At 57.1% G+C, this 25,268-nt stretch carries 18 protein-coding genes; 7 read left to right on the top strand and 11 right to left on the bottom strand.

Annotated features, from left to right (window positions below):
- Nucleotides 1-86: 86 nt before the first annotated feature.
- From C1N60_RS23145 to malT, 3 genes are all read right to left on the bottom strand, one after another.
- Nucleotides 87-374 carry a type II toxin-antitoxin system RelE family toxin gene (locus tag C1N60_RS23145; RefSeq protein ID WP_394521880.1) on the bottom strand — a complete coding sequence of 96 codons (288 nt, stop codon included), beginning with the start codon at nucleotides 372-374 and terminating at the stop codon, nucleotides 87-89.
- Nucleotides 374-613, bottom strand: coding sequence for a type II toxin-antitoxin system antitoxin RelB (relB, locus tag C1N60_RS23140; protein ID WP_058759167.1), 240 nt, complete (start codon nucleotides 611-613; stop codon nucleotides 374-376). The genes C1N60_RS23145 and relB overlap by 1 nt, the downstream gene beginning before the upstream one ends.
- 127 nt (nucleotides 614-740) lie before the next feature.
- Complete coding sequence (gene malT, locus C1N60_RS23135; RefSeq protein WP_150059019.1) at nucleotides 741-3,443, bottom strand: HTH-type transcriptional regulator MalT; 2,703 nt, start codon at nucleotides 3,441-3,443, stop codon at nucleotides 741-743.
- Nucleotides 3,444-3,719: 276 nt separating this feature from the next.
- Here malT and malP point away from each other — a divergent pair, with 276 nt between their 5' ends.
- On the top strand, nucleotides 3,720-6,122 hold the full coding sequence (gene malP / locus C1N60_RS23130; protein WP_262258159.1) for a maltodextrin phosphorylase: 2,403 nt from the start codon (nucleotides 3,720-3,722) through the stop codon (nucleotides 6,120-6,122).
- Nucleotides 6,123-6,130: 8 nt separating this feature from the next.
- Nucleotides 6,131-8,200 carry a 4-alpha-glucanotransferase gene (gene malQ / locus C1N60_RS23125; protein WP_262258161.1) on the top strand — a complete coding sequence of 690 codons (2,070 nt, stop codon included), beginning with the start codon at nucleotides 6,131-6,133 and terminating at the stop codon, nucleotides 8,198-8,200.
- Nucleotides 8,201-8,294: 94 nt separating this feature from the next.
- On the opposite strand, the gene malM is transcribed toward malQ, so the two are convergent.
- From malM to malK, 3 genes are all read right to left on the bottom strand, one after another.
- Nucleotides 8,295-9,206, bottom strand: a complete 912-nt coding sequence (gene malM, locus C1N60_RS23120) for a maltose operon protein MalM (protein ID WP_394521879.1) — start codon at nucleotides 9,204-9,206, stop codon at nucleotides 8,295-8,297.
- Nucleotides 9,207-9,320: 114 nt separating this feature from the next.
- Nucleotides 9,321-10,622 (bottom strand): maltoporin, encoded by a 1,302-nt coding sequence (locus C1N60_RS23115; protein WP_104187313.1) that lies wholly within the window; start codon nucleotides 10,620-10,622, stop codon nucleotides 9,321-9,323.
- Between the two features lie 41 nt (nucleotides 10,623-10,663).
- Complete coding sequence (gene malK, locus C1N60_RS23110; protein ID WP_021509417.1) at nucleotides 10,664-11,773, bottom strand: maltose/maltodextrin ABC transporter ATP-binding protein MalK; 1,110 nt, start codon at nucleotides 11,771-11,773, stop codon at nucleotides 10,664-10,666.
- Nucleotides 11,774-12,134: 361 nt separating this feature from the next.
- Between malK and malE the strand changes: the two genes are divergently transcribed.
- Genes malE through malG form a run of 3 tightly spaced genes read left to right on the top strand, consistent with a single transcriptional unit; the run spans nucleotide 12,135 to nucleotide 15,816 of the window.
- Nucleotides 12,135-13,325, top strand: a complete 1,191-nt coding sequence (malE, locus tag C1N60_RS23105; RefSeq protein ID WP_165899346.1) for a maltose/maltodextrin ABC transporter substrate-binding protein MalE — start codon at nucleotides 12,135-12,137, stop codon at nucleotides 13,323-13,325.
- 58 nt (nucleotides 13,326-13,383) lie between these two features.
- The gene (gene malF, locus C1N60_RS23100; protein WP_262258166.1) at nucleotides 13,384-14,916 is read left to right on the top strand and encodes a maltose ABC transporter permease MalF; all 1,533 of its coding nucleotides are present in this window, start codon (nucleotides 13,384-13,386) and stop codon (nucleotides 14,914-14,916) included.
- Nucleotides 14,917-14,925: 9 nt separating this feature from the next.
- Nucleotides 14,926-15,816, top strand: coding sequence for a maltose ABC transporter permease MalG (gene malG, locus C1N60_RS23095; RefSeq protein ID WP_058759158.1), 891 nt, complete (start codon nucleotides 14,926-14,928; stop codon nucleotides 15,814-15,816).
- A gap of 133 nt (nucleotides 15,817-15,949) precedes the next feature.
- Here the strand turns inward: malG and C1N60_RS23090 are convergent, their stop codons facing one another.
- From C1N60_RS23090 to C1N60_RS23075, 4 genes are all read right to left on the bottom strand, one after another.
- Nucleotides 15,950-18,007 carry a pyrroloquinoline quinone-dependent dehydrogenase gene (locus C1N60_RS23090; protein WP_394522009.1) on the bottom strand — a complete coding sequence of 686 codons (2,058 nt, stop codon included), beginning with the start codon at nucleotides 18,005-18,007 and terminating at the stop codon, nucleotides 15,950-15,952.
- 31 nt (nucleotides 18,008-18,038) lie between these two features.
- On the bottom strand, nucleotides 18,039-18,422 hold the full coding sequence (locus C1N60_RS23085; protein WP_150360275.1) for a hypothetical protein: 384 nt from the start codon (nucleotides 18,420-18,422) through the stop codon (nucleotides 18,039-18,041).
- A gap of 353 nt (nucleotides 18,423-18,775) precedes the next feature.
- Nucleotides 18,776-19,804 carry a methionine synthase gene (locus tag C1N60_RS23080; RefSeq protein WP_021509410.1) on the bottom strand — a complete coding sequence of 343 codons (1,029 nt, stop codon included), beginning with the start codon at nucleotides 19,802-19,804 and terminating at the stop codon, nucleotides 18,776-18,778.
- 27 nt (nucleotides 19,805-19,831) lie between these two features.
- Entirely contained in the window at nucleotides 19,832-20,815 is a 984-nt protein-coding gene (locus C1N60_RS23075) for a DUF1852 domain-containing protein (protein ID WP_262258170.1), read from the bottom strand.
- A gap of 575 nt (nucleotides 20,816-21,390) precedes the next feature.
- On the opposite strand from C1N60_RS23075, the gene C1N60_RS23070 reads away from it, so the two are divergent.
- Together C1N60_RS23070 and C1N60_RS23065 are read left to right on the top strand one after the other, a co-directional pair.
- Entirely contained in the window at nucleotides 21,391-22,431 is a 1,041-nt protein-coding gene (locus C1N60_RS23070) for a tyrosine-type recombinase/integrase (protein ID WP_262258172.1), read from the top strand.
- Between the two features lie 144 nt (nucleotides 22,432-22,575).
- Nucleotides 22,576-24,270 (top strand): thiamine pyrophosphate-binding protein, encoded by a 1,695-nt coding sequence (locus C1N60_RS23065; protein ID WP_262258174.1) that lies wholly within the window; start codon nucleotides 22,576-22,578, stop codon nucleotides 24,268-24,270.
- Here C1N60_RS23065 and C1N60_RS23060 read toward each other — a convergent pair.
- Entirely contained in the window at nucleotides 24,260-25,180 is a 921-nt protein-coding gene (locus tag C1N60_RS23060) for a LysR family transcriptional regulator (RefSeq protein ID WP_021509406.1), read from the bottom strand. The genes C1N60_RS23065 and C1N60_RS23060 overlap by 11 nt on opposite strands.
- Nucleotides 25,181-25,268 lie beyond the last annotated feature (88 nt).

Genomic DNA, 25,268 nt, shown 5'->3' with positions numbered 1-25,268 from the left:
GAGCAGATTCAGTGGCAATACGATGACTCTGTTAGCTTAAAGCAGAATGATACTTTAAAGGTGAAACAGAAATACCCGGCTTAGTTTTAGAGAATGCGCTTCACGGCCTCGTTATAAACCTCCGCGCGTTCTCTTTTACCAACCGAAATCACGAAAACCACCACCTTCTCGTCTATCACCTGATAGACAAGGCGATAACCTGAAGACCTGAGCTTTATTTTGTAGCAGTCAGGCATACCGCGAAGCTTGTTCGCTTCAATACGGGGTACCTCAAGTACTTCAGCCAGCTTTTTTTTTAATTGTTCACGTACCGTCGAGCCCAGCTTTCGCCATTCCTTTAGTGCCCGCTCGTCAAAATCCAGAAAATAGGCCATCAAAGGTCATCCAGCGTCACACGAACTGGCTTAGGATTGCGAAGCCGCTCTTTCACTATTTCGACCAGCTCAGCATCTTCGTCGCTCAGCAGTGTCTGTTTGAACGGTAAACGTTCATTTTCGGCGATATACTCAAGCATGAGACGAAGCGCTTCAGAGGGAGTCACCCCCATTTTTTCAAGCGCAGCGTAAGAACGTGCTTTGAGTTCATCATCAATACGCAGGTTGATGCTGCCCATGTCCTACACCTCTTGTACATACAAATGTCATTACAAGTATTTCACTCCCTCATGCATATATCAAGTCATGCCCAGCGTTATACGCGCTCTGCGAGGTAATGAGATCCACCGCCACACGACTTCTGCCTTAAACGTAGCCCATCAGTTTCAGCATTGACTGCGCCTGGTGCATCGCTTCGGCGCGATGGGTGACGCCCAGCTTCTGGTACAGATTACGGATATGGGTTTTGATGGTGGTTGCCGCGACGTCCAGCTCGCCGGCGATCTGATCGTTGCTGTAGCCGGAATAGATCAGCCCCAGCACCTGCCATTCGCGCTGGGTCAGCGGACTGGTGCGAATCAGCTCCGGCACATCCGGGTGGTTCAACAGCCGGCTGACGAAGCCCTCATCGAAATGGGCAAACTTATGCCGGTGATACTTGTTGATCTCACTGAGAATGCGCCGGGCCCGATGCTGATCGAGTTCGCTCAGCGTATTGAGCTGAATTAACTGGCGCAGCTGCTGCGCCATCATTTCGCCCTCAATCACGAAGTGGCTGACGAAGCCGGTGCTGCGTGCCAGCTTCAGCGCTTCGAGCAGCGCCTGCTGCGCCTCCGCTTTGCGCGCGGTTTGCCAGTAGATTTGATTAAGCAGCAGCAGGTTACGGTTTAAATCACTCATCAGCCGCAGCGCATGCGCATTCTCATTCAGCTCATCGAGGATCACTTCGGCCTGGCTGAGGTTGCCCAGCAGGATCTGCGCCCGCGCCACATTGCGCCACTGGCCCTGCAAAAAATGATTGTTGGCAAAGGCGGGTTTATCGGTATGGCGCATCCAGTGGCTGGCGCTCTGCGCATCGCCCGTCATCTGCCAGTAGATCAGCCGCACTTTGTCGGCGTTGGCAATCCAGTCGCTGTGCAGCACGCCGTTATTCATCAGGTTTTCCAGCCGGCTGAGATAGCTGCGCGCATTATCCAGATTGCCGCGTGCCAGCGAGCACTGAATCAATAGCCCAAGGCACTGGATTTGCTGCTGGGGCGGATAGCCTTTCAGGACTTTGATGCCTGCGCGCGCGGCGTGTTCGGCCTCATCCAGCCGGCCCCACGCCCACATCAGCTGCGCACGGATGCGCAGTAAAAACTCGTGCAGCGGGATGTTCGCCAGATGCTGTTCACTCACCAGCACAAACGCTTTTTCCTGAATCTCCCACGCTGACTGTAAAAAGCCCTGCGCGAACAGGATTTCGCTCTGCTGAATCAAACTCCACAGCGCGTAGTGCCAGGCTTCATCGCGGCGCGCCATCTGTTCGGTTTGCCGCATCAGCGCCAGCGAGTTGGTCAGGTCACCTTTGCAATGCATCACTTCGCCGTGCACTGAGGTGGCCACAATGCGGCTGTAGCGACGCGTTTCCGGCAGCGTTTCCAGCGCCAGCCGTGCCAGCCGCTCTGCTTCGTCGGCGTTGCCGTGATTGATGGCCACCTGTGCGCGCACCGCATTGAATTCGCCCTGCAGCGCGGCGTCAATTTCGCAGTCGCAGCCTTCCTCAAAGCGCGCCAGCAGCCGGTTAACTTCAGAAAAGCGATGCTGGCTCTGCATCAACCAGGCCTGCAGCAGTACCAGTTTCGGACTGGCCAGCAGCGTGCGCCACGGCAGCGCATTCAGCGACTGCTCCAGCAGTGCCAGTTCGCTGCGGTTGAACAGCGTCCACGCATGCTGCAGCAGCACGTCGCGCAGCATATCGGTATCGCCGGACGCCAGCGCATGATGAATCGCCTCGCCGGGAAAACCTTGCGCCATCCAGCTTTGCGCGGCCGCGCGGTGAATGGCCGGTAGCTCGCTGGCCAGCTCCCATTCGCAGCGCTGACGCAAAAAGCTGCCGAACAGCGGGTGATAGCTGAACCACTGCCCTGAATCATCCATGCGCTGAATAAACAGCCCCTGACGTTCAATTTCTTCCAGCCGCATGCGCCCGTTGTCTTCACCGGTCACGCAGGCGACCAGCGCATCATTCATCGACTGCAATAACGCGCTTTTCAGCAAAAAATGGCGCGTGGCGGCATCGACGTTATCCAGCACTTCCTCGACCAGATAATCGGAAAGGTGGCTGGCATTAATACCGGAGAGCCGGCGAGCGGAGTCCTGCGCCGATGCCGCGCCCTGACGGGTGGACAGTGCGATCAGCTGTAACGCGGTCGCCCAACCTGCTACATCATCACACAGACGGTTGCTCTCATCCGGCGCGAGCGGCGCACTCAGGCGGCAGTCGAAGAACTGTTTCGCCTCCTGATGGGTGAAGGCCAGCTGCTGGCTGCCCAGCTCCAGCAGTTGTTCACGCACGCGCAGATTAGCAATACCCAACTGCGGCAGATTGCGGGACAGCACCACCAGCGTCAGGTTATCCGGCTGATGGCGCAGGAAAAAGCGCATCGCTTCATGCACGGCAGGATTGGTGATGTGATGATAATCATCAATGATCAGCCACAGCGGCTGCTGCCACGCGGCCAGCTCATTAAACAGCTGGGCGAACAGCGCATTGAGGTTCACGTACTGACGCTTTTGCGCCAGCGTCTCGCTGCGGCTGCATGCGCCGCGGGTAGCCTGCTGCAGCGCGGCGATCAGGTAATCGGCGAAGCGCTCCGGCTGATTGTCGCCCTCGTCTAATGAATACCAGCCCAGCTCGCTTTTATCAGCCGCCCACTGCGATACCAGCGTGGTTTTGCCGTAGCCCGCCGGGCTGGCAATCAGCACCAGCCGGTAATTCGCCGCTGCGCTGAGCTTTTGCAGCAGACGATCGCGGGTAACCGTGCTTTCAGGACGAACGGGACGACTCAGTTTTGAGGGTATCAACATGGGCGCACGCTTCTCCGTTAACGTTCAGCGCATCATTTTTTTACGCTTCGTAATTAATAGTCATACACGTTCGGAGATTCGGTTACTGAATGCAAGCGAACTGATTAGTTACGCTTTACAAAAGCGAGTGTTATCACACTCCTGCCGCGCTTTCAGATTTACCTCAGCCTCTCCACCCTCCCAGTCCTCCCCGTGGAATTTTTTACAGGAGGAGGTAGCCGCCTGGCGGCAGCGTCACACTGCCTGTAACCCTATTTATTCGACTGGAGTTTCCCTATGGCACTGCCCACATTTGACCCTGACCGTTTTTCTGCCGCGCTGGTGCGCCAGTGGCAACGTTTTGGCCTGCCGGATGCGCAGGAAATGAGCCCCGACCAGTGGTGGCATGCGCTGAGCGGCGCGCTGGCCGAACTGCTGGCGGATATACCGGTGCAGCCGGCCGCTGGCGGACAGCGCCACGTTAATTATCTGTCGATGGAGTTTCTGCTGGGCAGGCTGACCGGCAACAATCTGCTGAATCTCGGCTGGTACGACGGCGTCAAAGCGACGCTGGCCGCAGCAGGCGTGACGCTGAGTGACGTGCTGGAGCGTGAAACCGATCCGGCGCTGGGCAACGGCGGTCTGGGACGGCTGGCCGCCTGTTTTCTCGATGCGATGGCGACCACCGGCCAGCCTGCGATCGGCTATGGCCTGAACTACCAGTACGGCCTGTTTCGCCAGCATTTTGTCGGGGGCGCGCAGCACGAACAGCCGGATGACTGGCAGCGCGATCGTTATCCCTGGTTTCGCCACAACGCGGCGCTTGACGTGCAGGTCGGACTGGGCGGCAGTGTGACCAGCATTGACGGCGTGACGCACTGGCAGCCTGCTTTTGTTGTGCAGGGTGAAGCCTGGGATCTGCCGGTGGTCGGTTTCCGCAACGGCATCACGCAGCCCTTGCGTCTGTGGCAGGCAAAGCATGCCCGACCGTTTGATCTCCAGCGTTTCAATAACGGCGATTTTCTGCGTGCAGAACAGCAAGGCATTGAGGCGGAAAAACTGACCAAAGTGCTCTACCCGAATGACAACCATCAGGCCGGCAAAAAGCTGCGTCTGATGCAGCAGTATTTCCAGTGTGCCTGTACGCTGGCGGATATTCTGCGCCGTCATCAGGCCGCGGGGCGAGCCATCGAAACGTTAGCGGATTATGAAGTGATCCAGCTGAACGATACGCATCCGACGCTGGCCATCCCGGAGCTGTTGCGCCTGCTGCTGGATGAGCACCGGCTCAGCTGGCAGGACGCCTGGCGCATTACTCAGCGCACCTTCGCCTATACCAACCACACGCTGATGCCGGAAGCGCTGGAGTGCTGGAGCCTGCGCCTGGTGCGCAGCCTGCTGCCGCGCCATGTGATGATCATCAATACGCTCAATGCGCAGCTAAAACAGCAGGTTGAGGCACGCTGGCCGGGTAATCAGGCGATCTGGTCAAAACTGGCGCTGGTGCACGATCAGCAACTGCGCATGGCAAATCTGTGCGTGGTCGGCAGCTTTGCAGTCAACGGCGTGGCGGCGCTGCATTCGCGGCTGGTGGTACAGGACCTGTTCCCCGAGTATCACGCGCTGTGGCCGGAGAAGTTCCACAATGTCACCAACGGCATCACGCCGCGTCGCTGGATCAACCAGTGCAATCCGGCGCTGGCGGCGCTGATCAACAAAACGCTGCAGCGTCCGTGGCTTAACGATCTCGATGCGCTGCAGGATCTGACGCCATTCGCCGACGATGCCGCCTTCCGCGCCGAATATCGCGCCATTAAGCAGCACAACAAGCAGGCACTGACAGAGTGGATCGCCGCCCGAACCGGCATTGCGGTGCAGCCTGATGCGCTGTTTGACGTCCAGATCAAGCGGCTGCACGAATACAAACGGCAGCACCTGATGCTGCTGCATATGATTGCGCTGTGGCAAACGCTGGTCAGCGATCCGCAGGCCAATCTGGCTCCGCGCGTGATGCTGTTTGGTGCCAAAGCGGCGCCGGGTTATGCGCTGGCAAAAAACATCATCTACGCCATCAATAAAGTGGCGGAAACCATCAACCACGATGCGCGCGTCGGCGACCGGCTGAAAATTGTCTTTATCCCTGATTACAACGTGTCGGTTGCCGAGCGCCTGATCCCGGCCGCCGATCTCTCGGAACAGATCTCTACTGCGGGCAAAGAAGCATCCGGTACCGGCAATATGAAGCTGGCGCTGAACGGCGCACTCACCATCGGTACGCTGGATGGGGCCAACGTTGAAATCGCGCAGCAGGTCGGTGAAGAGAATATCTTTATCTTTGGCCATACCGTAGAGCAGGTCAGCGCGCTGAAACAGGCCGGTTACTCGCCATTGAACTGGCGCAGTAAGGACGCGCAGCTGGATCGCGCGCTGACCGCGCTGGAAGATGGCACCTTCAGTAACGGCGACCGCACGGCGTTCAGCGATCTGGTCAACAGCCTGGGCGCGCAAGGCGGCGATCCTTATCTGGTACTGGCTGATTTTCGCCACTATCTCAACGCGCAGCAGCAGGTTGAAGCGCTGTGGGCCGATCCTGAGGCCTGGACGCGCGCCGCAATCCTCAATACCGCGCGTTGCGGCATGTTCAGTGCCGATCGCGCCATTCGTGACTATCAGCAACGTATCTGGCAGGCCAGCCGCTAAGGAACGCCATGAAACCCAAAGATGCTCTTGATCGCCGTGCTGACGCGCTTATCGCTGCGGAATATATTGATGCGCACGGAAAACCGCGGCAGATTTCTGCTCTTACCCATCAGCGTCTCGCCGCGCTGATGCAGGCCCCTGCGGACGGCTCCGCACCGCTGCCGCCGGTGGTGATTTTTTATGTCGGACAGCCACTGAGTCTGGCACCGGTGCTCAGCGCCGATGCGGAATGGCAGCTGACGAGCGAAAGCGGCGAAAACTGGTCCGGGCGCTGCCAGCCAGGTGAAGCGTTGGTGTTGCCCGCGTTGCCCGCCGGTTATCACCAGCTGACATTGACCCAGGAGTTACAGTGTCACCGTTGCCCGATTATAGTGGCACCCCGCCGCTGCTACGAACCTGCGGAACTGCTGGCGGGCGAATCGCTGTGGGGCAGCTGTATTCAGCTGTATACGCTGCGCTCTGCGGCTAACTGGGGCATCGGGGATTTCGGCGATCTGCGGCAGATGATCGCTGAAACCGCGCGGCGCGGCGGCGCGTTTGTCGGGCTCAATCCGCTGCACGCGCTGTTTCCTGCCGCACCGGAGAGCGCCAGCCCTTACAGTCCCTCTTCCCGGCGCTGGCTCAACATCGTCTATATCGACGTGGGCGCTGTGGCAGATTTTGGCCTCAGCGACGCGGCGCAGGCCTGGTGGCAAGCTGAGGAGACGCAGCAGGCTATTCGGGCAACGCGTGATGCCGCGTGGGTGGATTACACTGCCGTCACCCGGCTTAAGTTGCAGGGACTGCGGCTTGCCTGGCAGCAGTTTCGCCGGCGCACGGCAGATGATGGACAGGCGCAGGCGTTTGCGGAGTTTGTGCGTGCCGGGGGCGACAGCCTGCTGCATCAGGGGCTGTTTGATGCGCTGCACGCGGCGCGCAGCGCCCAGGATGGCACGGGCTATGGCTGGCAACACTGGCCGGCCGAATGGCAGCAGGCCAACAGTGCGACAGTGCTGGCGTTTCGCATTGAGCACAGCGACGAGGTGCGTTTCTACATGTGGCTGCAGTGGCTGGCGGCAGAGCAATTCGCCGCCTGCTGGCAACTGTGTCAGCAGCAGCAGATGGCGATCGGGCTGTATCGCGACCTGGCGGTGGGCGTGGCGGCGGATGGCGCGGAAACCTGGCGCGATCGGCAGCTTTACTGCCTGGACGCCAGCGTTGGCGCGCCGCCGGATATCCTCGGTCCGCTCGGTCAGAACTGGGGATTGCCGCCGATGGACCCGCAGGTGATGGCCGCGCGCGGCTATGAACCATGGATCGCCCTGCTGCGCGCCAGCATGCGCGACTGCGGCGCACTGCGCATTGACCATGTGATGGCGCTGCTGCGTTTATGGTGGATACCGAAGGACGAAAGCGCGGCGCACGGTGCCTATGTGCACTATCCGGTGGATGATTTGCTGGCGATTCTGGCACTGGAGAGCCAGCGCCATCGTTGCATGGTGATTGGCGAGGATCTGGGCACCGTGCCGGAAGCCATCGTTGATAAACTGCGCGACGCCGGTGTGTACTCCTACAAAGTGCTCTACTTTGAGCAGGAATCGCAGCGCCACTTCCGCGCGCCCGCGGCGTGGCCGCGTCAGGCGATGGCCGTTACCACCACCCATGATATGCCGACGCTGCGCGGCTGGTGGCAAAGTGACGATTTGCGGCTGGGCAGTGCGCTGGGGCTTTACCCCGATCGGGCGATTCTCGCTGGCCTGTATCGCGATCGGCGCCTGGCTAAACAGGCGTTGCTGCGTACGCTGTTGCGCAGCGGTGATCTGCCGCCGCGCCGCCGCTTCCGGCGGGCCAGCGTCCGCATGAGCCATCAGCTTAGTCAGGCGATCCATCGCTATCTGGCCCGCAGCCAATGTGCGCTGCTCGGTTTGCAGCCGGAAGAGTGGCTGGATATGGCACTGCCGGTCAACGTGCCGGGCACCGTCGATCAGTATCCCAACTGGCGACGTAAACTCAGCGTAACGCTGGAAGCGATGGCGGAGGATGACAGAATTGATGCGTTGCTGACGGCGGTACATTCACGCCAGCGTCAGCGTAAGTAGCACGAAACCGACCTGCTGCGTGCAGGTCGGAGTGCCATAAAAAAGGTGCGCCGAAGCGCACCAGGTGGGGCAACTCAGCACTGTCGGGGCAGTTTCACCCCTTGCCTTTAACACTGCTGATAAAGGTTTGCCGCGCCGATGTCGATCCCAGACGCTCTGCTTCATCCAGCAGCTTCAGCGCTTTATCGATATTGCCCTGTTGCACCGCCTGACGAATGCTCTGATTGAAATAGCTTTCCGTCTCATTCTCCAGCGGTGCCGGTTCAGGCGCTGGCGCGTGCGCCGTCGTGGCGGCCATGGCCGGCCGGGTGCTGCCAACGGTGACAGCGGCAGGCGCGGCTGAGCCAAACAGCGGGCCGACCAGAATCGACGAGCCGGAACTGGTTGCCACTTTCAGTTTGATTTTGCCGTCGCGACTGTGACGCGCCACCGGATCGGGAATATCCGGTACCGCATGGCCGGTGCCTTTGGCATAAGCTTTGGCCGGATCCAGCAGCGTTGTGGTCTGGGTTAAATCCTGATCGGTGGTGAACACCAGCAAATAGATCTTCTGCTGGCCCGGCACCGGCGTCAGCTTCATCACCCCTTCCAGCCGGTCGGCGCTCATCACGCCGGGCTGCTGATAGCTAAAGAAGCGACTCGGAAACCACGCGGCCGGCTGCAGGTTTTCATCCAGTACCAGCACATTAGGGGCAAAGACCTGATTGTGTACCACCTCGCTGCTTAGCGTAACCGTCAGCTCGCCCTGATTGGCAGGCAGGCTGTAAGCCGCGATGGCTCCTGTCACGCCACGTACATCCAGCGGCGTTGCGCTTTGTGTCAGCGTGGTGGTTTGTGCACGCGTTGCATCTACCGGCTGCCAGCTGAGCTGCTGCAGCCGCGCGGTGGGAATGGACGGCGCCGCGGAAAGATCCTGCGGTACCAGATTGATGTCGGCCTGAACTGGCATAATGACGCCGGTCAGCAGCGCGCTGCTCAGGCAGAAGGCAATAAGATGTTTTTTCATTGTGATATCCCAACAAGCTGTCAGGCAGCGACGTGGGCCAGGCAATGGCTGCCGCTGTCCGAATACGCCGTGCGTCTGCCGCACGGCGGATGTTTGCTTAACCTGCGCAGCGCCTTACCACCAGATTTCCATCTGTGCGCCGAAGGTCCACTCATCGTTGTCGCCACGGCTGTTGGTGAACAGACCGTTGCCGCTGCTGTCCGCCGCGGCCAGCGAAGTGATATCGCCGGAGGCGTCTTTGCTGTAGCCCCACTTCTCATCCCATTTGGCGTAGGTGGCGAACAGGCGCAGCGCCGGACGTGACCAGATGCTGTCGCCAGCCTGCCACTGCTGCGCCAGGGTAATTTTGTACTGGCCGTTGCGTTCGCTGACCTGCTGTGACTTAACGTTGTCATAGCCGACTTCCAGCAGGGTGCTCATGATAGGCGTCCATTTGTACATAGGACGTACGCCGACGGTGTACCACTCGGTTCCGCGGTTGTTATCCAGATCGACGTTCTGGTACATCGCCACGTACATCAGATCCCAGCGATCGGCCAGCGAGATCGCACCGTGATCGAGGATGCGGTACATATTGCCGTTGTTATTGATGTTGCTGCCCTGCGGCAGGCCTTTGCCCTGCGAGGTCAGCGCATCAGTGGCGTACTGCAGCACAAACTTGTTGTAGCCTTTCAGCATGCTCTGCGTGTGTTCCGCGGTGAACATCCAGCCATCTTTCGACGCGCCGTCATCTAAGCGATAACCGTCACGCGCGTTGGCGCGGCCATAGTCGACACCCAGTTCCAGCACGCCATTGGGGTTAGTTTCCATGCCGGCGAGACGTACATCAAAAACGTCATTGGCGGTACTGGTGGCGTAATCACGAATCTGGTCACTGGAGAAGGTGTAAGAGCCGCCCGCTTCGGAAGAGCGTGTCGCGGCGAACGAGAGCTTACCAAACCCGAGATCGACATCTTCCAGACCGGCGCCCGGACCGGAGATATCCCAGTAGTAGAAGTCGATCATGTGAACATCATGACGCTGATAAAAGCGTTTACCGGCCCAGATGGTGGAACCCGGCAGCGCATCGATCAGGTTTTTACCTTTAACGTTGGCTTCACGGAAGGCCGGTGAGGTCGCTTCCCAGTCATTCTGCTGGGAAACGGAATAGGCGACGTTGGTATCGAAATAGAAACTTTTATCGCCCTCTTTCCACACTTCCTGACCCAGTTTCAGTTCAGCATAGGTTTCACATTCGTTGCCCAGACGGTATTTGCTTTGCGCGCCGGTAGCCTGAAAGCACTGTTGCTCACCGCCGCTGCCGGTCCAGCCGATACCCGAACGGGCGTAACCCGTAAAATCGACCGCCATGGCTTGAGCGGAGAGCGTACCCGCTGCGATGGCAATCGCGACGGGAAGTTTGCGCAGAGTTAACATTTTCTATCTCCTGAGGTCATTGCTTTTATTGTTTTGCAGGGCTAAACACCGGGTTCCTGATGCAGCCTGCGGCAGGCGCTCCCGTCCTCGCGGAACAGGTGACAACGCTCCGGCGGCAGGCCAATACCCATCAGGGCGCCCTCTTCTACCAGCACCACGTCCTCCTGGCGATACACCAGGTTCTGACGAATGGCGGGGATCTGGATATGGATTTGCGTCTCGTGGCCGAGCTGCTCAACCACCTGCACTTCGCCCTCCAGCGTGACATCGGCGATGTCGCTGGAGAGCAGATGTTCCGGACGAATACCCAGCGACATGTTGCTGCCGATCTGGACGCCGGCGCTCTCCACCGGCAGCCATACAAGCTGATCGTTGGGCAAACGCACCTGCACCTGATCGATGGCGGTGGCGGTCACTTTGACGGGCAGAAAATTCATGCGCGGCGAGCCGATAAAGCCGGCAACGAAGCGGTTAGCGGGATAGTGATAGAGTTCGAGCGGCTTACCGACCTGGGCGATGCGACCGGCGTCCAGCACCACGATCTTGTCGGCCAGCGTCATCGCTTCGATTTGATCGTGCGTAACGTAAATCATGGTGCGCTTCAGGCGCTTGTGCAGGCGTGAGATTTCAATGCGCATCTGTACGCGCAGCGCGGCATCAAGATTGGACAATGGCTCGTCGAGCAGAAACACACGCGGTTCGGCCACCAGCGTGCGCCCGATGGCCACGCGCTGCCGCTGTCCGCCCGATAGGGCTTTGGGCCGCCGTTCCAGCAGGTGCGCCAGCTGTAACACCTCTGCCACCTGATTGACGCGCTGCTGGATTTCAGCACGCTTTACGCCGGCCAGCTTCAGGCCAAACGACATGTTTTCGGCCACCGAAAGGTGCGGATAAAGGGCGTAAGACTGAAACACCATGCCGATGCCGCGCTCAGCGGGCGGAACATCGTTCATACGCTGACCGCCAATCAGCAGATCGCCGCGGGTGATGGTTTCCAGGCCGGCGATCATGCGTAACAGCGTTGATTTGCCGCAGCCGGAGGGACCGACGAACACCACAAATTCCCCTTCGCCGATCTCCAGATTGATGTCTTTTGATACCTCGGTATCGCCCCAGGCCTTGGTGACATGGTGTAACGCAACGCTCGCCATGATGCTTTCCTCTTCGCAGGCTCATGCTTGCCTGCAGCACCGCAGGCAGACTCCGGCGACCACTATGGGCAGGCGCAGACGGCGCAACATCCTCCACCGTGTGGGTTTTTACTGGGGGATGAGGCGGGAGGAGGAGTACGCGCACGCCAGCCGCGCCGGCGCGACGTTCACGGCAATTTTGTGAGCTGTCACGCAGAGCTGATGCGTCAATAGTGTGCGCCAGCGCGTATTAAGGCGCTGTTTTGCAAGCGCGATCACGGCTTAGTGCCTTTGGGCGTAGAGCGCAGGAGGATGAGGAAATGGCATAACGCCGCACAATGATGCCACTAATGATTTCCGCTTCCGCTAACAGGATGGAGTTATGACAATGAAAACCGGCGCACGCGTTCTGGCCCTTTCCGCCCTTACGGCCGTACTGTTTTCGGCTTCGGCCGTGGCCAAAATTGAAGAAGGTAAACTGGTCATCTGGATCAATGGTGATAAGGGCTATAACGGCCTCGCCGAGGTAGGCAAAAAATTCGAGCAGGACACCGGTATCAGCGTGACGGTCGAACACCCGGACAAAATGGAAGAGAAATATCCGCAGGTTGCCGCCACGGGTGACGGTCCGGACATTATCTTCTGGGCGCACGATCGCTTTGGCGGCTATGCCCAGTCAGGGCTGCTCGCCGAAGTCACGCCGGATCAAAACTTCCAGCAAAAGCTGTTTCCGTTTACCTGGGATGCAGTGCGCTTCAACGGCAAGCTGATTGGCTATCCGGTGTCTGTGGAGTCGCTGTCGCTGATTTACAACAAAGATCTGCTTCCCACCCCACCGAAAAGCTGGGAAGAGATGGCGGCGCTGGATAAGCAGCTGCGCGCCAAAGGCAAGAGCGCCATCATGTTTAACCTGCAGGAACCCTATTTCACCTGGCCGCTGCTGGCCGCCGGTGGCGCCTATGCTTTCAAAAAGACCGATAGCGGCTATGACGTGAAAGATACCGGCGTCGACAACGCCGGCGCGAAAGCAGGCATGCAGTTCCTCGTCGATCAGGTGAAAGCCAAAATCCTTAATGCCGATACTGACTATTCGATTGCCGAAGCGGCCTTCAATAAAGGACAAACCGCGATGACCATCAACGGTCCGTGGGCGTGGAGCAATATCGACAAAAGCGGCATCAACTACGGCGTTACACTGTTACCGACGCTGAACGGCAAGCCAACCAAAACCTTTGTCGGCGTACTGAGCGCGGGCATCAACGCGGCCAGTCCTAATAAAGAGCTGGCCAAAGAGTTTCTGGAAAATTACCTGCTGACTGACGCCGGTCTCAACGCGGTTAACAAGGACAAGCCGCTGGGCGCGGTCACCCTGAAGTCATTCCAGCAAACGCTGGAGAAAGACGCGCGCATCGCCGCCACCATGAACAATGCGCGCAATGGCGACATCATGCCTAACATCCCGCAGATGGCGGCCTTCTGGTATGCGATGCGCACCGCGACGCTGAATGCGCTGAGTGGTCGTCAAAACGTCGATGCGGCGCTGAAGGATGCGCAGGCGCGTCTCAATAAGTAATGCTGTTACGGAGCCGACGGCTGTCGGCTCGCCACTGGCTGTTAAGGAACACCGTATCATGTCAGGAATACCGCAAAAGAGACGGCACAGCCTGGTGCTGCGCAGCCTGCTGGTCGGGATCGGCTGTCTGCTGGTCGGCTACCTTCTGGTGCTGATGTATGCTCAGGGTGAATACCTGTTTGCGCTGGTCACGCTGGTAGTCAGCGCCGCAGGCCTGTGGATTTACACCAACCGGCGCGCCTATGCCTGGCGCTATGTGTATCCGGGACTGGCCGGCATGGCGCTGTTCGTGCTGTTTCCTCTGGCCTGTACCGTCGCTATTGCCTTCACCAACTACAGCAGCACCAACCAGCTCAGTGAGGCGCGCGCGCAGCAGGTGCTGCTGAGCCGCCAGTATCAGGCCGGGGCCGCGATGAACTTTGCGCTCTATCCGCAGGGCGATCGCTGGCAGCTGGCGCTCAGCACAGGCGATAGCAGCTTCCTGTCCGCGCCCTTCACGGTGGGTGGGGCACAGCAGCTCAGCCTGACACCAGCAACGCTGCCCGCCACCGCGCGCGCCAGCTTAAAAATCATCACCCAAAACCGTCAGGCGCTGAGTCAGTTAACTGCCCGTCTGCCGGATGGTCGCGAGCTGGTGATGAGTTCGCTGCGCCAGTTTTCCGGCACGCGGCCGCTGTATGTGCTGGACGCACCGGGACAGCTGAGAAATCAGCAAAACGGTGCCCGCTATCAGGCTAACCGGGACACGGGGTTCTATCAGCAGATTAACGCAGATGGCAGCTGGGCCAGCGAACAGCTCAGCCCCGGCTTTACCGTTGGCGCGGGCTGGAAAAACTTTGCCCGCGTGTTCACCGATCAGGGCATCCAGAAACCCTTCCTGGCGATATTTGGCTGGACGATGCTGTTTTCGCTGTTGACCGTGCTGCTGACGGTCGCGGTGGGCATGGTGCTGGCGTGTCTGGTGCAGTGGGAAGCGCTGCGGGGCAAGGCCATCTATCGCGTGATGCTGATTCTTCCCTACGCGGTACCGGCATTCATTTCGATACTGATTTTCAAGGGGCTGTTTAACCAGAGTTTTGGCGAAATCAACGTCATGCTCAATGCGCTGTTTGGCTTCAAGCCAGCGTGGTTCAGCGATCCGACGCTGGCGCGCGCCATGCTGGTGATCGTCAATACCTGGCTGGGTTATCCCTACATGATGATCCTGTGCATGGGCTTGCTCAAGGCGATCCCGGACGATCTGTATGAAGCGTCCGCGATGGATGGCGCCGGGCCGCTGCAAAATTTCTTTTTGATTACGCTGCCGCTGCTGCTGAAACCGCTACTGCCGCTGATGATCGCCAGCTTTGCTTTTAACTTCAATAATTTCGTACTGGTGCAGCTGCTGACTAATGGTGGCCCCGATCGACTCGGCACCACTACGCCGGCGGGCTACACCGATCTGCTGGTCAACTACACCTGGCGCATCGCCTTTGAGGGCGGCGGCGGTCAGGACTTCGGCCTGGCGGCAGCCATCGCCACGCTGATCTTCCTGCTGGTCGGTGCGCTGGCGGTGATTAACCTGAAAGCGCTACGCATGAAGTTTGATTAAGGAGGCGTTATGGCCATGGTACAACCGAAATCGCAGAAGCTGCGTCTGCTGCTGACGCATCTGCTGCTGCTGCTGTTTATCGCGGCAATTCTGTTCCCGCTGCTGATGGTGATTGCCATCTCGCTACGCAGCGGCAATTTCGCCACCGGCAGTCTGATCCCGGAACAGATTTCATGGGAACACTGGCGGCTGGCGCTCGGGTTCAGCGTCACCCATGCCGATGGTCGCGTGACGCCGCCGCCCTTCCCGGTGCTGCTATGGCTGTGGAATTCGGTGAAGATCGCCGCCATTAGCGCACTGGGGATTGTGGCGCTCTCGACCACCTGCGCCTACGCGTTTGCCCGCATGCGCTTCGCCGGTCGCGCCAGCCTGTTAAAAGGCATGCTGATTTTTCAGATGTTCCCGGCGGTGCTGTCGCTGGTGGCGCTCTATGCGCTGTTTGACCGGCTGGGGCAATATCTGCCGTTTCTCGGCCTCAATACCCACGGCGGCGTGATCTTCGCCTATCTGGGCGGCATCGCGCTGCACGTCTGGACCATTAAGGGCTATTTCGAAACCATTGATGGTTCGCTGGAGGAAGCGGCGGCGCTGGATGGTGCCACGCCGTGGCAGGCGTTTCGTCTGGTATTGCTGCCGCTTTCGGTGCCAATCCTCGCGGTGGTGTTTATCCTGGCGTTTATCGCTGCGGTCACCGAAGTACCGGTCGCCTCGCTGCTGCTGCGCGACGTCAACAGCTATACCCTCGCGGTCGGGATGCAACAGTATCTTAATCCGCAGAACTATCTGTGGGGCGATTTCGCGGCGGCGGCGGTGCTGTCCGCCATTCCCATCACGCTGGTGTTTTTACTGGCACAGCGCTGGCTGGTGAGCGGGCTGACGGCGGGCGGTGTAAAAGGTTAAAGATTCATCAGTACCACTGCTTCCTCAACGGCAACCACCTGTTGAGGTTTTGGCGGCCAATGGCCGCCGTTTTTATTGCAGGCATAAAAAAGTGGGGCACCGTGGCCCCACTTTGTTGGTTTACTGCGCTGGGTTATTCCGGCAGTGCGTAAACCACCACCTGATCGCCCACCTGATCCTTCAGGATGGTGTTACCACCGGCGACAAAGGCAACATACTGCCGGCCTTTGTATTCATACACCGAGGGGTTGGCAACTGCGGGCGCTTCAACCTGATCGGACCACAGCTCTTCGCCGCTATCCAGTGAATAGGCGCGTACTTTGGCATCCATTGAGGCACCGATAAAGATCACGCCGCCGGCGGTGACTGCCGGACCGCCAATGGTTGGCGAGCCCCAGCTTTCCGGCATGAAGAAGCCGTACTGCTGCGACGCGCCGACCGGTCGACGCCATTTCACATCACCGGTGTGCATATCGAGCGCAACAATCTCGCCAAACGGCGGCTGCCAGCACGGCATGCCCAGCCAGTTATTCGCCACCATCAGGCGCAGGCCGTAAGGCGCGCCTTCCTGCGGGGCGAAACCACTCTCGTTACCCGAGCCGTTATCGGCCTTGTCGTAATCGGCGCGGCTGTACAGCTTCACGTATTGCACGATGTGTGAGGTGTTCACAATGGCGATCTGTTTTTGCGGATCGAACGCCACGCCGCCCCATTGCACGCCGCCCGCGCTGTCCGGATAGGTCAGTGCGCCTTCGCCTTGGGTGGTTGGTGGTGTGTACATGCCGTCATAGCTCAGCTTATCCCACAGGCGTGAGCACTGACCGGCGCCAACAATATCAGCCAGCTTCCAGATCGCCGGTTTTTTGGATTGATCCAGCAGCGGTGCCGGTTTGGTCGGGAATGGCTGGGTTGGCGACAGTTTCTCGCCCTGCACCGAACCATCCCCCTGCGGCACCGGACGCTCCTCAATCGGCCAGACATCTTCACCGGTCAGGCGATTGACCACAAACAGGAAGCCCTGCTTGGTGGCCTGAATCAGCGCCGGAATCTGCTTGCCGTTCACGGTAATGTCCATCAGCGTCGGTGCTGAGTTAATGTCGTAATCCCACACATCATGGTGCACCCACTGGCGCGACCACACCACTTTGCCGGTATTCACATCCAGCGCGGTCGTGGAGGTGCCGAGCGGAATTGGATCGACGCGGTTGCCGCCCCAGTAGTTTGGCGAAGGTGATGACACCGGCAGATAAACCAGGCCATGCGCTTCATCGGCCGACATGTGGGTCCAGACGTTAGCCGTGCCGGTGCGCTGGCGAATGCTGGCCGGGATGGCGTCAAAAGTCCATTCACGTGCCCCGGTCTGCGCGTTAATTGAAAACACCGTGCCCGGCGGCGCTTCTGCGTAAGCCCAGTCTTTGCCCGCCCAGCCAACGATCAGGTGATCACCCACCACCGTCGGCGGCTGGAGCAGGGACAGCGGGAATTTAGCGTTAACCGTATTCCACTGGTTGACGTTGAGCACGCCTTTATCCGCAAAGTTTTCGCACGGCTTGCCGGAATCGGCATCCAGTGCGTACAGCTTGCCGTCAACGGTGCCCATATAAACGATTTTCTGGCAGGCCTGACCCACCTGCGGATTTTTCGCCTGCCAGTAAGAGACGCCACGATTTTTCAGTACCGGCTGGGTCAGCGCCTGACGTGGCGATTTAGTATCGTAATGCCACTTCTCCTTGCCGGTGCCCGGATTCAGCGCAATCAGCCGATCAAATGGCGTGCCGATGTACAGCGTATCGTTGGCAAAAATTGGCGTGGCGGACCAGACGGTCGCTGGCGTGTCGCCCTTGCCATCCGAAACGTCACCGGTGTGAAACTCCCAGATTTTTTTCAGCTTGCTGACGTTGTCAGCGGTGATTTGTTTCAGCGGGCTGTATTTCTGCGCGTTGAGCTGGCCGTGAAAACTGTCCCACGTCGCCGTGGAGGGCACCAGCGGCGTGGCCGGCTGGCTGGCAGAGGCCACTTTCTCGCCGTCGCGCTTGCCGCTGGAGACATCATCAGTGGCGTGCGTGGTGCCGGGCGCCTGCTGATCGGCCGCATCCACGTTGAGTTTCTCCTGCGTACCCATCGACGCCTCAGCGGCTTTATCCTCGGCGCGTAGCGTGGCAGGTGCCATCAGCAGCGCCAGGGCGGTCATGCCGACTTTGAGCAGCGGAATGTATTTTTCATTATGCACGGTTAGCTCCTTGTGCAGTGGCGTGGCGAACGCGATGCGCCGGATTGCGCGCCAGCATAATCAGACCAATCAGGCCGATGATCATCGCCAGCGTAATGATCCCCTGATGCAGCAGCGCGGCAGCAAAACCGATCGCGCATAGCAGCAGCAGCGTGATGACGATCAGGAAAATGCGCCCGGCACGGCCGGTGGCCGCGCGCAGCAGAAAGGTCAGCACCGCCAGGACGACGCTGGCAATGGCGACGCCCAGCGCGCCAATGGTGCCGGTAACACCGGTGAGTGGCGTGAGCCAGGCATACAACGCGACAGCAAAGCCGATGAGTGCCGCCAGCAGCAGCAGTAAACTGCCCAAACGGGAGGATTGAGATTGCAACATACCAGGAAGTCCCTAAAGGATGAAAGCACAGAAAAAAGCGTGTACTGATGAGTCAATGCGGCTGTTGTTCGCGCGGGCTAATCAAATTAACGCCAGCGCAGCGTGAAAAGCAGCGGCATATATCACTTCGCGTTGCTGAGTATAGACGATGATATTCAGGCTGCCCGCCGGAGTAGATGCAGAGCAGGAATCAGATAAAAATGGGGAATTTGTAATGGTCGGAGCGTGTATTTATAAAGGATAATTTAGCGAGGCCAGACAGGCGGCACGGCAAGGATGTTGATTACCGACGCTCAGGCCGCAGGATATTTAAACCCTGCGGACTGAGTCAGAGACAAATAAGGCGTTACGCGTTAGCCTTGCAGTTCTTTCCGCACAATCTCTGCGCCGGCACTTAATGCCTGCAGCTTGCCGTAAGCCACATGACGTGACAGTGGCGTCATGCCACAGTTGGTGCTTGGATAAAGTTTATCGGCATCAACAAACTGCAGCGCTTTACGCAGCGTGGCAGCCACTTCTTCCGGTGTTTCGATGGTGTTGGTGGCGACATCAATCGCGCCAACCATGACTTTTTTACCACGAATCAGTTCAATCAAATCCATCGGCACGCGTGAGTTCTGACACTCAAGCGATACAATATCAATGCCGGAACTCTGCAGTTTCGGGAAGATCTCTTCATACTGACGCCATTCAGTGCCCAGCGTTTTTTTCCAGTCGGTGTTGGCTTTGATGCCGTAGCCGTAGCAAATGTGCACTGCGGTTTCACATTTAAGGCCTTCAATGGCTCTTTCCAGAGCGGCAATGCCCCAGTCATTCACCTCGTCGAAAAAGACGTTAAACGCGGGCTCGTCGAACTGAATAATATCAACGCCAGCGGCTTCTAATTCGCGCGCTTCCTGGTTGAGAATTTTAGCGAATTCCCAGGCCAGCTTCTCACGGCTTTTATAGTGATCGTCATACAGCGTGTCGATCATGGTCATCGGGCCAGGCAACGCCCATTTGATTGGACGCTGCGTCAGCTGACGCAGGTATTTGGCATCATCGACAAAGACCGGTTTCTGCCGGCTCACTTCGCCCACGACGCCGGGTACGCTGGCATCATAGCGATTACGGATGCGCACCGTTTTGCGATTTTCAAAGTCAACGCCGTTAAGGTGTTCGATAAAGGTGGTGACGAAGTGCTGGCGCGTTTGCTCACCGTCGCTGACGATATCAATACCGGCCTGCTGCTGGTCGTCCAGACATAAACGCAGTGCGTCCTGCTTGCCCTGAATCAGCTCATCGCCCTGCAATTTCCACGGCGACCATAATGTCTCTGGCTGCGCCAGCCAGGAAGGTTTTGGTAAGCTGCCCGCGGTTGACGTCGGTAATAATGTTTTCATTAATCAATAACCTTATTTATTCGTTAATCAAAGAGCGAAATGATCAGACCACTGTTTCAGAATGCTGTGGTAAGGCTTAATAAACTGCTCTTCGGTAAATTTACCCTGCTCAATCGCCAGGCGTGTACGCTCTTCGCGATCGTAAACAATTTTGGTCAGCGAGTGATCCTGATGATACAGGTCTGGCTGATATTCAATGCCCGCCGGTGAGTTCGCATTGTAAATCTCCGGGCGGTAAATTTTCTGGAAGGTTTCCATGGTACTGATGGTGCTGATCAGCTCAAGGTTGCTGTAATCGCTCAGCAGATCACCGGAGAAATAGAAGGCGAACGGCGCCACGCTGTTGGCCGGCATGAAATAGCGCGCTCTGAGCCCCATTTTGGCAAAATAGAGATCGGTCAATGAAGATTCATTTTGCTGATACTCAATGCCCAGTACCGGATGCTGGTTACCGGTACGACGGTAAATATTTTTGCTGGAGACGCTGAGGCAAATCACCGGCGCTTTGCGGAAGTTAGCCTTATACGTCTCTGAGTTGACAAAATGGCGGAAAATATTGCCGTGCAGCACGCCGAAGTCATCCGGAATACTGAAACCGGAACGGCCTTTATTATGCTCGGACAGCAAAACGCTGAAATCATAATCACGCACGTATGAAGAGAAATTGTTGCCGGTGATCCCTTCAATGCGCTCACTGGTTTTTTTATCGACGATGTTGGTCTTCAGGATCTCAATCGCCGGAAAGCTTTTGCCCTCGCCGCCTGCACCCAGATTCATCTCCACAGAAATGATATCCAGTTCAACCGCATAGCGATCGCCTTTGGGGTTGTCCCAGTTCGCCAGCGAATTGAAACGGTTATTCATCATGATCAGCGCATTGCGCAGATTCTCTTCACGATTGCTGCCGCGCGCCAGGTTGGCAAAATTGGTGGTAATGCGCGTATCTTTGGAGGGATTGTAATTCTCATCGAAGCGCGTGCTTTTTATACTAAAGGTAAAATCATTTTTCATCGCGAGCGGGCATCCTGATTTCTGCTTGCAGCCTGACGCTGTTCTCTCCTTTACCGGAGTTCTCAAAACGTTTACAGGTTTGCAAATTCAGCAGTGGTCATATTGTCGAAAATATTTAACATGACCTTAGTTATGCCAGAGTCCCTGCGTGAGGAAAAGTGATTAAATTTCAAAGCAAGATGAGCTAACTTCATGTTACCTGCACCAGGCTCGCACTGAGGGTAAGTAAGCAAAGGTTGGGCAAAAAACCTGCAAAATCAGGCGATAATCTGAACCATTGAGCTGGCAACCCTTAGCCTGACAGCTGACGGCGCGTTTGTCAGTTGAAAAAACTTCACCATCACCGTTTTTCATCCCCTTTAGCGCTGTCCATCCAGATTTTCAGCGGTTAGAATAGCTGACTTCATATAATTGGCATTATATGAAGTCAGGATCCGCAGGATCATCACCTTTGGTTAACATGAGGCAGTGTGTCTGCTCCACGCCGTGCATAAAAAACCGGCACCGCTACGTTAAATCTGGCGGGTGATGACCCTGCTACATGCACAGAATTCACGTAGCGACATCATAAATTAATGAGTAAAACGGACACCCTGCCCGGGATTACCGCCAGCCCGGCCCTGATGCACAGTGCTGATGAGGATATTGCTGAACGCCTGAGAGAATTTGTCAGTGATAAAGAGGCGTTTTCTGATAACACGTGGCGACAGTTGCTGAGCGTTATGCGGATCGGCAGCCGCTGGGCGACTGAACATGGCCGGCAATTTTTACCGATGGATCCTGCCGATCTGCGTGACTACCTGCTGTGGCTTCAGGCATCGGGACGCGCCTCTTCTACCATCGCGACTCATGCGGCATTAATTTCCATGTTACACCGTAACGCCGGTCTGGTGCCGCCCAATGTTTCGCCGCTGGTGTTCCGCGCGGTGAAAAAAATCAATCGCAGCGCGGTGATAGCCGGTGAACGTGCCGGCCAGGCCATCCCCTTTCGCATTCGGGATTTACTTAAGCTGGATCAGCGCTGGGCGGGCGCTGACCGCCTGCAGCAGCAGCGCGATCTGGCATTTTTGCATGTAGCTTACGCCACGCTATTACGCATTAGTGAATTGAGCCGCCTGCGGGTGCGTGACATTTCGCGTTCGGCCGATGGCCGTATCATTCTTGATGTCGCCTGGACCAAAACCATTGTGATGACCGGGGGACTGATTAAGGCACTCGGCGATCTCTCATCACAACGGCTGACCGAATGGCTGGTGGTATCCGGGCTGATCGCAGAACCCGACGCGTTCATTTTTGGCCCGGTGCACCGCGCCAACCAGGCGCAGATTGTCTGCGATAAACCGCTCTCGACTCGCGCGCTGGAGGATATTTTCGTCCGCGCCTGGCGTGAAGCGGGACCGGGCACCGGCGTGCAACCCAATAAGAATCGCTATCGCGGCTGGTCGGGACATAGCACCCGGGTCGGTGCCGCCATCGACATGGCCAGCAATAAGTACAGCACCGCGCAGATCATGCAGGAAGGCACCTGGAAGAAGCCGGAAACGGTGATGCGCTATATTCGCCACGTTGATGCCCATGCCGGGGCGATGGTGGATTTGATGAATGGGCACCTTTAATCACGCGGCTTTGCTTCATAGCCATACCTTTTAGGGTATCAAACAGGCCAATCTTAGTATTGGAATCAACGCTCACCCTGCTTCTAAGATAAATTCAGCCCGGAAACTGGCGGATTATTAACCGATAGTCAGAGGTGAACAACGATGAATAAACCCATTGCAAAATTAAACGACACCCCGGTACGCCGCGGTGGTGATGTCCTGCTGGAAGTGTTAGAGAGCGAAGGCGTTGAGTATGTGTTCGGTAACCCAGGTACGACTGAATTACCGTTCATAGACGCCCTGCTCCGAAATACCAACATCAACTATGTGCTTGCCTTGCAGGAAGCCAGTGCGGTTGCGATGGCCGATGGTTACGCGCAGGCTGCCGGTAAGCCCGGTTTTCTCAATCTGCACACGGCCGGTGGTCTGGGGCACGGCATGGGCAATCTGCACAATGCGGTTTGCTCGCAAACGCCATTAGTGGTGACGGCTGGCCAGCAGGATTTACGCCACAGCATCACCGATCCCCTGCTGCTGGGGGATTTAGTGGGTATGGGTAAGATTTTTTCCAAATGGTCGAAGGAAGTCACCAGCGTTGACCAGCTGCCAATCCTGGTGCGCCGTGCTTTTCATGATGCGGACGCCGCACCCAAAGGCCCGGTTTTCCTCTCTTTACCGATGGATGTGATGGAAGCCATGAGCTCCGTTGACATCGGCGCGCCGTCTAACGTTGATCGTAAAGCGGTCGCAGGTTCACTGCCGCTGTTAGCCAAAAAGTTAGCCGCCTTCACCCCCGGCAAGGTCGCGATTATTGCCGGCGATGAGATTCATCAAAGCGGCGCGGCTGCGGAAGTTGTCGCACTGGCTGAGTTGCTGGCCGCTGACGTTTATGGCTCAACCTGGCCGAATCGGATTCCGTATCCCACCGCGCATCCTCTGTGGCGAGGCAATCTCTCTACTCAGGCGATAGACATTGCCAAAGCGCTTGATCAATACGATGCAATCTTTGCGCTCGGCGGTAAATCGCTCATCACCATCCTCTACACCGAGGGGCGTGCCGTGCCGGAGCATTGTAAAGTGTTCCAGCTCTCAGCTGATGCCGGCGATTTGGGACGAACTTATCGTAGCGAGCTCTCAACTCTCGGCGATATTAAATTATCGCTGGCGGTGCTGCTACCTGAGCTGAAAGAGGCTACCGCGCATAATCGCCCGGATTATCAGCGTCGTTTCGCGGCTGCGGCAGCACAGTTCGAACAAACTAAAGAGAACTTATTACAGTCGGTACAAGAGCAGCAGTCGGCCACGAAGATCACGCCATTGATCGCCGCATTTGAGGCCGCGCGCGCTATTGGTCCGGATATAACCATTGTTGACGAGGCCATTGCGACCTCACAATCGCTGCGTAGATCGCTGTCGAGTAACAGAGCAGATCAATATGCTTTTATGCGCGGTGGCGGTTTGGGCTGGGGCATGCCCGCTGCAGTGGGATATTCCCTCGGACTGGGCAAAGCCCCTGTTGTCTGTTTTGTTGGGGATGGTGCGGCAATGTATTCGCCTCAGTCGCTGTGGACCGCCGCTCATGAGCAATTGCCGGTAACCTTTATTGTGATGAACAATACTGAATATAATGTTCTTAAGAACTTTATGCGGTCTAAAGACGATTATACCTCGGCGCAAACCAATCGCTTTATCGCCATGGATTTGGTAGATCCTGTGATTGATTATCAGGCACTTGGCACCGCGCTGGGGCTGAAAACGCGTAAGATTGAGGTGGCTTCACAGATCGCTGCGGCTGTCGAGGAGGCTATCGCCAGCGGTAAACCCAGCCTGATCGAAATCGTGATTGCTAAGAACTGATGCGGGTATCCGATGCCGTGCTTAACTCCTCTGCGAGGGCACGGCATTGGTTAACAAAGTGTTCCAGCGCTGGATTTTTATTATTAGAAGACCACATCAGGATATTTTCGATGGTATTTGCGTCCGCAATCTTCCGATAATTAATGCCTCTTATCTGCGCCGTCGCCATACTTGCCGGAATGATGGCCACCCCTAATCCATGAGCGACGAAATTAACGATGGTTTGCTGGACCGAAACCTCAACGCCAATATGTGGACTAAAGCCGGCTTTCAGGCACTGATTAAAAATTCTGTCATAAAGCAGCGGCGACATAGGGCGAGGCACAATGATAAACGGGTCATTGGCCAGCGTTTCCAGGGTGAAATTTTCGACATTCGCCTGGGGATGATCCGCAGGCAGCGCGACAATTAACGGTTCACGCAATAACACCAGCGAGTTAATCGCGGAGCTGGTAACTTCCGAAAAGCTAATCGCAACGTCCAGCCGCCCATCCTCCAGCGCAGCGTTTAACCCGGTCGGGATCATTTCCTGAAATTGCAGATCAATACTGGGATAATTCATTCTGTGTTTCATGACCAGTTGCGGCACAACACTGTACGATGCGTACATGGTTGCGCCCAGCTTAATTAATCCCATTTGCCCTTCTGAAACAGCCTGCACATTACTACACGCCTGCTGCATCATTCTTAATACGGCGTAAGCATCTTTTAAAAATTGCTCGCCGGCAAAGGTAAGTTTCATGCCTTTGGCATTACGGGTAAACAGTTTCGCACCCACATCACGTTCGAGCTGGGCTATTTGTCTGCTTAGCGGTGGCTGCGAAATATTCAGCTTTTCTGCTGCCCGGCCTATATTCCCCACTTCTGCCACGGTACAAAAACTCATTAGCTGATTAAGTGTTGGCTTCATGACTACGCTTCTCACGCATAATCTGACAATAGATGACGTCAGTGAATCACAATTTAGCCGATATGCCATAGCAATTCGCCATATTGAT

It is taken from the genome of Pantoea sp. SGAir0184 (genome assembly GCF_043544755.1).
This window is presented reverse-complemented; position numbering and strand designations above follow the sequence as displayed.